Raw genomic sequence first — 9,684 nt, 5'->3', positions numbered from 1 at the left:
GTGGCCGCTCGGGCGGTTCTCGCGGCGATGGAGCGAGACGTTACCGGCACGGTGACGGCGGTCGCTCCATTTTTCGGCGGAGTTGACCGAGGAAGGTCAAGGCTGGCGGTAGATTCCGTGGTTGCCGACTCGTCGCCAGATCAAGACCGGGTCACCGTCGCCGATCTTGTCCAGATGAAACGTAGCTCGACCATCGGGAGCTGCGAAATTCCATGTCAGCGAGTAAATTTCGGTATTGTTCAGGCGATGTATCCGCAGCCGCTTCGGCCAAGGCGGACTACCCGCGAACGCACCCTCATCGATCGCGGGGAGAAAATATTCGCGAACCGCCGACTGGAACAGGCGCTGATGTTCTATCGGCAGCCGTCGGAAATCATTCCGAAATGCGTCGAGAACCCGGTATTTCACTTCGCGTGCTTCTCGGATTCGGCAGTCAGCCCAGCCAGGTCGGCCAGGAACGACTCCGCATCGTCGAAGGTGCGATACCGCCCTGCGTCGAGATCAGCCTCCGCCTCCCGCTCCGCAGCCTGGTGACCTTCCGACCAGAACCACATCTCATCCACCGGGACCGGCAAGGTGGGCCGGAGTTCGATGACCCCGTCACTACGCTCGGCGATCTCCAGTTGCGCTCCTGGCTCGTCGAGGCGGTACTTGCGACGCAACTCGGCTGGGAGCGCGACCGTGCCCCGCCCTTGAACCGCTGCATACCCGTGGTAGTTGCCCATCCACCCATGATCCGCCGTGACAGCAATGCAGTCAAGCAGTAATACCGCAGACGAAACGGGCCGCTCGGAGGATTCAGGCGGCCCGTTCGGGGGGGTTACAGCGGCAGGACGTGGTGCTTGCGCGGGTTGCGCTGGATCTTCTTGTCCTGCAACAGTTTCAGGGCTCGGCGGATTTCCAGGCGGGTGGTGGCCGGTTCGATGATGGCGTCGATGAAGCCGCGTTCGGCCGCTACCCAGGGGGTGGCTACGTTCTCGTTGTAGAAGTTGATCAGGTTTTGGCGGATGGCGGCGCGCTGGTCTTCGGGGGCCGCGGCGATCTGGGCGGCGCCGAGGAGACTGACGGCGCCCTCGGCGCCCATGACGGCGATGCGGGCGGTGGGCCAGGCGAGGTTGATGTCGGCGCCGAGTTGCTTGGAACCCATCACCGCGTAGCCGCCGCCGTAGGACTTGCGGACCACCAGGGTGATCTTGGGGACCGAGGCTTCGACGTAGGAGAACAGGAAGCGGCCACCGCGCTTGATCACGCCGACCTTCTCCTGTTCGACGCCGGGCAGGAAGCCGGGGGTGTCGACGACGAAGATCAGCGGGATCTCGAAGGCGTCGCACAGGCGCACGAAGTGGGAGGCCTTGTCGGAGGCGCGGGCGTCGAGGGCGCCGGCGGCGGCCATCGGCTGGTTGGCGACGACGCCGACGGTGCGGCCGTCCACGCGGGCGAAACCGGTGATGATGTTCGGGCCGGTGTCGGCGCTGATCTCCTTGAACTCGCCGTCGTCGAAGATGCGCAGCAGGATCTCGTACATGTCGTAGCCGGCATTGTCGGAATCGGGCATGATCGCGTTGAGTTCGCGGTCGGAGTCGGTCAGCTCCGGCTCGAGACCGGGATTGACCACCGGCGGCAGCTCCTGGCAGCTGCTCGGCATGTAGCTCAGGTACTCACGCACCCACTGGAACGCCGCCTCCTCGTCCTTGGCGACGTGGTGGATGTTGCCGTACTCGGCCTGCGTGCGCGCGCCGCCGAGCTCCTCGAGGCTGACGTCCTCGCCGGTGACCTCTTTGATGATCTTCGGGCCGGTCACGAACATGTGCGCGGACTCGGTCGCCACCACGACATCGGTGCAGATCGGCTGGTACACCGCGCCACCGGCGCAGTTGCCCAGGATCACCGAGATCAGCGGGACCATGCCGGACAGCGGTTCGACGTTGGTCGCCATCCAGGCGTACCAGGCGAGCGAGCTGATCGCCTCCTGCACGCGCGCGCCGCCGGAGTCGTTGATGCCGACCAGCGGAATGCCGACCTTGGACGCGTATTGCATGATGCCGCACAGCTTGCGCCCGAACGCCTCACCGACCGAACCGCCGTAGACGGTCTGATCGTGGGAGAACACCGCCACCGGACGCCCGTCGACGCGACCGTGCCCGACCACGACACCGTCGCCGTAGAGGGCGCTCGCGTCGCCGGGCTTGCGGACCAGGGCGCCGATCTCGACGAAGGTGCCCGGGTCCATCAGCAGGTTGATGCGGTCGCGGGCGCTGGGGATGCCCTTGTGCGCCCGCTTCGCGATGCCCTTGGCACCGGCGGGTTCCTTGGCGAGCTCGAGCCGCTCCTGAAGATCGGCAAGCTTTTCGGCGGTCGTGCTCACTTACTTATTCTCCCTTTGCGGAAATCTCGGCCAGCTTGGCGGCGAGGTCGGCACCGATCTGGCCGATCCGCGGTTCGTCGACAATCTGCAGGTGGTCGCCCGGAATGTGGACGACCTCCAGGTTCGGAATGAACTCGTCCCAGCCGCCGTTGGGCTTGCGGTCGGCGAAGCGGGGCTCGAGTTCGATCGCGCCGTCGTGATAGCGATCGGCCAGGTACAGCACCACGTCGCCGTCGTAGCGGCGCGGTTCGGCGGCGGTCAGCGCGCGGTTCTCCAGCCACGAGGTGCGCTGGTGTTCGAGCACACCGCCGGGGATCTTGGCGCCGGAGAGCTTGATCAGGTCGCTGATCATGGAGAACTGCTCGGCGTCGGAGGCCGCGGCCAACTCCTCGATCTGCTCGCGGTCGAGCTCGGCGGGGACGTTGTAGGTCTTCTTGGCGAAGGCCTGGTAGCGCTCGAGGCGACGCACGCGCTCCTCGGGGCTGTTGTCCTCGTCCTCGACGGTGCGGGCGAGGTCGATCAGACCGACGTAGCGCACGTCGGCGCCTTCCTCGCGCAGCAGCTGACCCACCTGCAACGCCAGCACCGCGCCCAGCGACCAGCCGTAGAGCACATACGGGCCCTCGCCCTGGATCTTGCGCAGCTCGGGCAGGTACTCGCGGGCACGCTCCTCGATGGAACCGTCGACCCGCTCGAAGCCGTACATGGGGGTGTCGGCGGGCAGACGCTTGAGCAGCGGCTCGTAGACGAGGGTGTTGCCGCCGGCGGGATGGAACACGAACACCGGGGTGGCGTCAGATCCGTCGACGCGGGCGCGCAGCGGATGGACGAAACCGTCCACGTCGGCGCCGCTGTCCTGCAGACCCCGCACGATGTCGGAGAGCTGTTCGATGGTCTCGCAGTCGAGCACGTCGTCGACGGTGACTTCCGCGCCCACCCGCTCGGTGAGGCGTGCCGCCATCTTCTCGGCGAGCTCCTCTTCCAGGATCGGGAGGGTGTTGAAGATGCCGCCGGGCGAGGCGCCGGTGACGACGGCCCAGGTGGCGTAGGTGAGGCGTTCGGCGGCGTCACGCGGGGGGACGTTGTCCTCGTCGCCCGCCGCGTCGGCGAAGTAGTCGATGTCGGCGACCGGTTCCGAAACAGCCTCGGCCGCGGCGGCCGGAGCATCGACACTCGCGGTCGCGTCCGACACCGACTGCCCCGCGACACCTTCCGGCGAAACCTCGGCGCGCGCCTTCTCGGCCACCGCCAACGGGTCCTCACCCGCCGCGATAGCCGCCCGCGCCGCTTCCACGAAGTTGGCGTCGACGCCCAGCTCGACATCTTCACCGGCAGCCTTGGCCGCGGCCTGCTTCTCCGCCATCGCCGCGACCTCGTCGCGGTGCTCGATCGCGTAGCGCAGCACCTTCGACACCTCGTTGAGGCTGGCGTCGCGCACGGCCGAGATCTGCAGCTGCGGGATGTCGAACTCGTATTCGACGCGGTTCTTGATGCGCATGGCCATCAGCGAGTCGAGGCCGAGCTCCATCAGCGGGATCTCCATCGGGAGGTCCTCGACGGCGTAGCCCATGGACTCGGCGACGATCACGCACAGGCGCTGCTCGATGGTCTCGCCGCTGTCGGGGCTCCACCGGTCACCGGTCGCCACGGCGATCTCGGCGGCGGTCGGCTCGGCGAGGGTGGCCGGAACCGCCACGGCGGCAACGGGTTCGGGCAGGGCCGCACCGGAGGTGACGACCGCGTCGAACAGCAGGGTGAACCCGGCGCCGGACTTGGCGTGCACCTGCACCGACGCGCCACCGAGGTGGGGGGTCAGCGTGGTGGTGAGCGTGCCGGTGACGGGCAGGGCGGCGTGCGGGTGCGACACCGCGACCGCGACATCGGAAAGCACCTGCGCGGCAGCGGCTTTCACCAGTGCGGTGAGGTCGCTGACCGAGGCGGCCTGGATCTCCCAGGCGTGGCGGCCGTCCGGCATGGCGACGTGCGCGCCGGGCACGCGAGAACCGCCACCGGAGGCCATCGACACCTTGGGCCAGTACTCCTTGCGCACGAACGCGGTACGCGGCACATCGGCGTAATCGCCTTCGGGCAGCAGCGAACTCAGGTTCACGGGGTGGCCGTGCACGTAGAGCTGAGCCAGCGCGCTGATCACCCCGGCGGACTCGTCTTCCTTGCGCTTGAGCGTCGGGATGAGCTGCGCGTCGTGCACGCCCGCCGCGAAGGTGGTGCCCAGAACCTGCATCAGCGCAACGGAATTGGGGGCCAGCTCGAGGAAGGTGGTGTGCCCGGAGTCGACGGCGGCCTTGACCGCGTTGGTGAAGTACACGCTGTGGCGCATGTTCTTGACCCAGTAGGGCTCGTCGTGGATCGGCTCGGAACCGGGCTTGAAGAACAGGCCCTCGTGCACGGTGGAGTACAGGCCGGTGGTGAGCGCGGTGGGCTCGATGCCCGCCAGTTCGGCGGCGAGTTCGCCCAGCAGCGGGTCCATCTGGGAGGTGTGCCCGGCGCCGCGCGTGGGCAGGATGCGGGCGAACTTGCCCATCGACTCGACCTCGGCCACGATCTGCTCGACCTGCTCGCGCGGGCCGCCGATCACGGTATTGGTCGGCGCGGCGTACACCGCGCACTCCACGTCGGGGTATTTCGGCAGCAGCTGGGCCACATCGTGGGCGCTCAGCTCGACCAGGGCCATATTGCGCACCTCGTCGTCGGTGAGCATCTGCTCGCCCTCGCCCATCAGCCGCGAACGGGCGCAGATCACGCGCACCGCGTCCTCGATCGACAGGCCGCCGGCGATGTAGGCACCGGCCACCTCGCCCATCGAATGACCCACCACCGCAACGGGTTCCGCGCCGTGTGCGCGCAGCACCGCGGCCAGGCCCAGCTGGATGGTGAAGATGCCGACCTGGCAGGTGCCGACGTCGTAGTCCTGGGCGTCGTCGAGGATCATCTCGCGGATCGAGTACCCGGCCTCGTCGACCACCAGCTCGTCGACCTCGTCGACGGTCTTGCGGAAGATCGCGTTCTCGCCGTAGAGCTGCTTGGCCATCTTGCGATGCTGCGAACCGAAACCGGACAGCACCCAGATCGGACCGGTGGACGCGGGCGAATCGGCGGTGAACACCCCGGCGCCCGGCTTGCCCTCGGCGATCGCGCGCAGACCGGCCACGGCCTCCTCGCGCGTCTTGGCCACGACCACACCGCGCGACCGCTGATGGCTGCGCTTGGCCAGCGAACGGGCCACATCGGTGAGCGGCACGTCCTGGCCCGCGCCCTCGAGCCAGTCGGCCAGATCGGCGGCGGCACGCTTGCGCCGCGAGGGCAGGTACGCGGACACGGCCAGCACGACCGGCAGCGGCTCCTCGCGCACACCGTCCCACTCGACGACCGCGACCGGCGCGGCCTCGACAGCGGCCTCGGTGATCGCGATGGCCTCGGCCACCACATCGGTGGACTCGGCCTCGCCGTCCTCGAGCTCGAGCGCGGCGACCTGCTCCGGGGACACATCCGCGACCGGCAGCGTCGGCGCCACGTACTCCTGCAGCACGACGTGGGCGTTGGTGCCACCGAAACCGAAACCGGAGATACCGACGGTGGCGGTGCCGCTGTAGCGGGGGAACTCGGTCGGCTCGTCGACGACCTCGAGATTGGCCTGCTCGAACGGGATGTACGGGCTCGGGCCCGCGTAGTTGATGTTCGGCGGAATCACGTTGTGCTGGAACGACATCAGCACCTTGGCCAGCGCGGGCACACCGGCGCCGGACTCGAGGTGACCGAAGTTGGTCTTGGCCGAACCGAGCAGGGCGGGCTTGTCAGCCTCGCGGCCACGGCCGATCACGCGGGCCAGGGCCTCGGCTTCGATCGGGTCACCAATGGGGGTGCCGGTGCCGTGGGCTTCGATGTAGTCGACCGTCGACGGGACGATGCCTGCGTCACGGTAGGCGCGACGCAGCACGTCGGCCTGCGCGTCCGGGTTCGGCGCGAGCAGACCGTTGGACCGGCCGTCGCTGTTGACCGCGGTGCCCTTGATGACGCCGTAGATGTGGTCGCCGTCGCGCTCGGCATCGGCCAGGCGCTTGAGCACGATCAGGCCGCCGCCCTCGGAACGGACCATGCCGTCGGCGTCGGAGGAGAACGCCTTGATGCGGCCGTCCTCGGAGGTGCCGGGAGCGAAACCGAGCGTCGTCATCGGCATCAGCAGCGCGTTCACGCCACCGGCCAGCGCCACATCGGCGTCGCCGTCACGCAGCGCGCGCACCGCCTGGTGCACCGCCACCAGCGTGGACGAGCACGCGGTGTCGACAGTGACCGACGGGCCACGGAAATCGTAGAAGTAGGAAACCCGGTTGGCGATGATGCCGTTGGAGCTGCCCATGATCGCGTAGGCCTCGGCCGTCACGGGCACGTTCGGGTCGCTGTTGCCCAGCGCCAGCGAGGCGATGAACTGGAAATCGCTGCTCGAGGAACCGATGAACATGCCGACCGGCGTGCCCTTGAGGTCGCTCGCCGGGATACGCGCGTGCTCGAGCGCCTCCCAGGTGAGTTCCATCATCAGACGCTGCTGCGGGTCGATGCGCTCGGCCTCGAGCGGGGAAGTGGCGAAGAAGTCCGCGTCGAAACCCTTGAGGACTTCCTGATCGAGGTAGCCACCGCGGGTCTTGCCCGCGGCGACGGCGGCGGCCACGGCCGGGTCGGTCAGGAACTCCGACCACCGCCCTTCGGGCAGCTCCCGAATCGCATCACCGCGACCGATGATGAACTCCCACGTCGACTCGGGCGTAGTCCCCGCCCCCGGCAGCCGAGTAGAAAGCCCAACCACCGCGATGTCATGCGCCTCCGAAGGCGCGAACGCGGCCGTGTACTCCGAGGAATCCTCCGGCTCGAGCTCCGGCTCACCGTTGACGATCACCTCGGCCAGCGAGGCGATCGTCGGATGCTGGTAGACCACCGTCGGCGTCAGGATCACGCCGGTCAGGTCCTCGATGTCGCCACCGAGGGCGAGGGCGTCGCGCGAGGCCAGCCCGAACTCCTCCATCGGTCGATCGACGGTGATCATGTCGATCGACTGCCCGGTCGCGTCTGCCACCCAGCGACGTAGCCATTCGCGCAACTCGGCGACCGAGAGTTCGGTCGTCTCGGCGGAGATGTCGGAGTTGGGGGTGCCCTCGTTGTTAGCCATCAATTCCTCAAGCTACCTGTCTGACTACAGGGCGCGCCGTGGAATGGTGCCCGGCATTGCTCTACCGGGCACCATCACCGAACCGGTGGGCCGATTACTCTTCCGGTGCATCGGGGAAAGCCTGCTGGGTGTGACCACCGCGCAGCGTTCCCTCGAGGTAGGCGGCCTTGCAGGCGCGCCGGGCGATCTTGCCGCTGGAGGTACGCGGGATGGAGCCCGCGGGGACCAGCAGGATGTCACGGGCGGTGACGCCGTGGCGTTGGGAGACCGCCGCGCGGACCGCGTCGGCGATCGGGGCCGGGTCGGCCTTACCGGCGCCGGGACCGCGTTCGGCCACGATCACCAGCTGCTCGGACGCGTCGTCGACGTCGAACTTCAGGCCGGAGTGGCTGTCGGCGGCGAAGACCTCGCCGGGCAGTTGGTTGGCGGGCACCGCGAAGGCCGCGACGAAACCGGGCCGCAGCGACTTGGACGCCTCCTGCGCGGAGAACTCCAGATCCTGCGGGTAGTGGTTGCGTCCGTCGACGATCACCAGGTCCTTCACGCGACCGGTGATGTAGAGCTCACCTTCGAAGTACACGCCGAAGTCGCCGGTGCGCATCCAGTCGGCGTCGGGCGCGGTGCCCTCGGCGTGACCACCCTCGACCGGCTCGGTGACCTTGTTGCGGAAGGTCTTGCTCGACTCCTCCGAACGACCCCAGTAGCCGATGCCCATGTTGTTGCCGTGCAGCCAGATCTCACCGACGTGCCCGTCGGGCAGCTCGCGACCCTTGCCGCTGTCGGCGGTGTCGGGGTCGATGATCGTGGCCCACTGCGACAGGCCCACGTACCCGCAGGAGACCTGCGCGATGGCGGACTCGTCGGACTGGTCGACGCGCACCATGCGGCCCGCGTTGAGCTCGTTGCGGTCGACGTAGACGTACTTGGCCTCGTCCTCGGCCTTGGTCGCCGAGACGAACAGCGTCGCCTCCGCCATGCCGTAGCAGGGCTTGATGGCGGTCTTGGGCAGGCCGTACGGGGCGAACGCCTCGTTGAACTTGCGCATCGAGGACACCGTCACCGGCTCGGAGCCGTTGATCAGCCCGATCACGTTCGACAGGTCCAGCGACTCGCCCGCCTTCGGCACGCCACGCGCGGCGGCGTGCTCGAACGCGAAGTTCGGCGCGGCCGCGAACGTACCCGCGCCGTCGGACACCGCGGCCAGCTCGTTGATCCAGCGCGAGGGCCGACGCACGAACGCGCTCGGCGACATGATGGTGATGAACTTGCCGCCCACGGCGGGCAGGATCACCGTCAACAGGCCCATGTCGTGGAACAGCGGCAGCCAGGTGACCCCGCGCGAGTTCTCGTTCATGTTCAGCGAGTTGATCATCTGCAGCAGGTTGGTGCCGACCGCGCGGTGGGTGATCTCCACACCGGCGGGCACCCGGGTGGAACCCGAGGTGTACTGCAGGTAGGCGATGTCGTCGACCGCGGTGTCGGGACGCACCCAGGACTCGCCGAGCGTGTCCGGGATGGCGTCGACCGCGATGATGCGCGGACGCTGCGCGGCGGGCAGCGAACGGAAGAACTGACGGACACCGGCGGCCGAGGAGGTCGCGGTGAGGATCGCCGCGGGCTCACAGTCACCGAGCACCGCGTGCAGGCGGTCGGTGTGGCCCGGCTCGTCGGGATCGAACAGCGGCACCGAGATGGTGCCCGCGTAGATCGCGGCGAAGAAGGAGATCACGTAGTCCAGCCCCTGCGGCGCGAGGATCGCCACCCGGTCGCCCGGGTTGGTCACCTGCTGCAGCCGAGCGGCCACCGCGCGCAGCCGTACACCGAACTCCTGCCAGGTCAGCTCGTGCACCTCGCCGTCGCGCTCCCGCGAATAGTCGATGTAGCGGTACGCGAGCGTATTCGCATCGTTACGGGTGTGCTTCTCGACGTGATCGACCAGGGTTCGACCCTCGGGAATGATGATATTCCCGGTCGAGTCCAGGTAGTCGTCGAAAGTCTGTTCCATTCCTTCTTCTCCTTGCGAGGACACGCGATGACAAGCTTTGCGGCCTCGACTCGCTATATCGCCACCGGACATCGGACTCACGCAATCGTGCGTCGACAACCTGCGGATTTTCGAGCGGTCTGCGCGGTGACCGCT

The 9,684-nt window shown here is 68.0% G+C and carries 5 protein-coding genes; all 5 read right to left on the bottom strand.

Going from position 1 to position 9,684, the window contains the following annotated elements; all coding sequences use genetic code 11:
* Positions 1-96 precede the first annotated feature (96 nt).
* Positions 97-408, bottom strand: coding sequence for a hypothetical protein (locus ACFP3H_RS12055; protein WP_378604113.1), 312 nt, complete (start codon positions 406-408; stop codon positions 97-99).
* Positions 405-725 carry an AbrB/MazE/SpoVT family DNA-binding domain-containing protein gene (locus tag ACFP3H_RS12050; protein ID WP_378604110.1) on the bottom strand — a complete coding sequence of 107 codons (321 nt, stop codon included), beginning with the start codon at positions 723-725 and terminating at the stop codon, positions 405-407. The genes ACFP3H_RS12055 and ACFP3H_RS12050 overlap by 4 nt, the downstream gene beginning before the upstream one ends.
* A 95-nt stretch (positions 726-820) precedes the next feature.
* Positions 821-2,365: an acyl-CoA carboxylase subunit beta gene (locus tag ACFP3H_RS12045; RefSeq protein WP_378604107.1), complete on the bottom strand. Its 1,545-nt coding sequence runs from the start codon at positions 2,363-2,365 to the stop codon at positions 821-823.
* A 4-nt stretch (positions 2,366-2,369) separates the two neighbouring features.
* On the bottom strand, positions 2,370-7,544 hold the full coding sequence (pks13, locus tag ACFP3H_RS12040; RefSeq protein ID WP_378604104.1) for a polyketide synthase Pks13: 5,175 nt from the start codon (positions 7,542-7,544) through the stop codon (positions 2,370-2,372).
* A gap of 94 nt (positions 7,545-7,638) precedes the next feature.
* Positions 7,639-9,549: a long-chain-fatty-acid--AMP ligase FadD32 gene (gene fadD32 / locus ACFP3H_RS12035; RefSeq protein WP_378604101.1), complete on the bottom strand. Its 1,911-nt coding sequence runs from the start codon at positions 9,547-9,549 to the stop codon at positions 7,639-7,641.
* Positions 9,550-9,684 lie beyond the last annotated feature (135 nt).

Origin of the sequence: Nocardia lasii (assembly GCF_042658545.1) — a bacterium.
In the GTDB taxonomy this organism is placed as follows: Bacteria; Actinomycetota; Actinomycetes; order Mycobacteriales; family Mycobacteriaceae; genus Nocardia; species Nocardia lasii.
This window is presented reverse-complemented; position numbering and strand designations above follow the sequence as displayed.

What these genes read in the sequence shown, in the direction of transcription:
- ACFP3H_RS12050 (WP_378604110.1), bottom strand. Translation starts at nt 725, where the DNA reads ATGGGCAACTACCACGGGTATGCAGCGGTTCAAGGGCGGGGCACGGTC.
- pks13 (WP_378604104.1), bottom strand. Translation starts at nt 7,544, where the DNA reads ATGGCTAACAACGAGGGCACCCCCAACTCCGACATCTCCGCCGAGACG.
- fadD32 (WP_378604101.1), bottom strand. Translation starts at nt 9,549, where the DNA reads ATGGAACAGACTTTCGACGACTACCTGGACTCGACCGGGAATATCATC.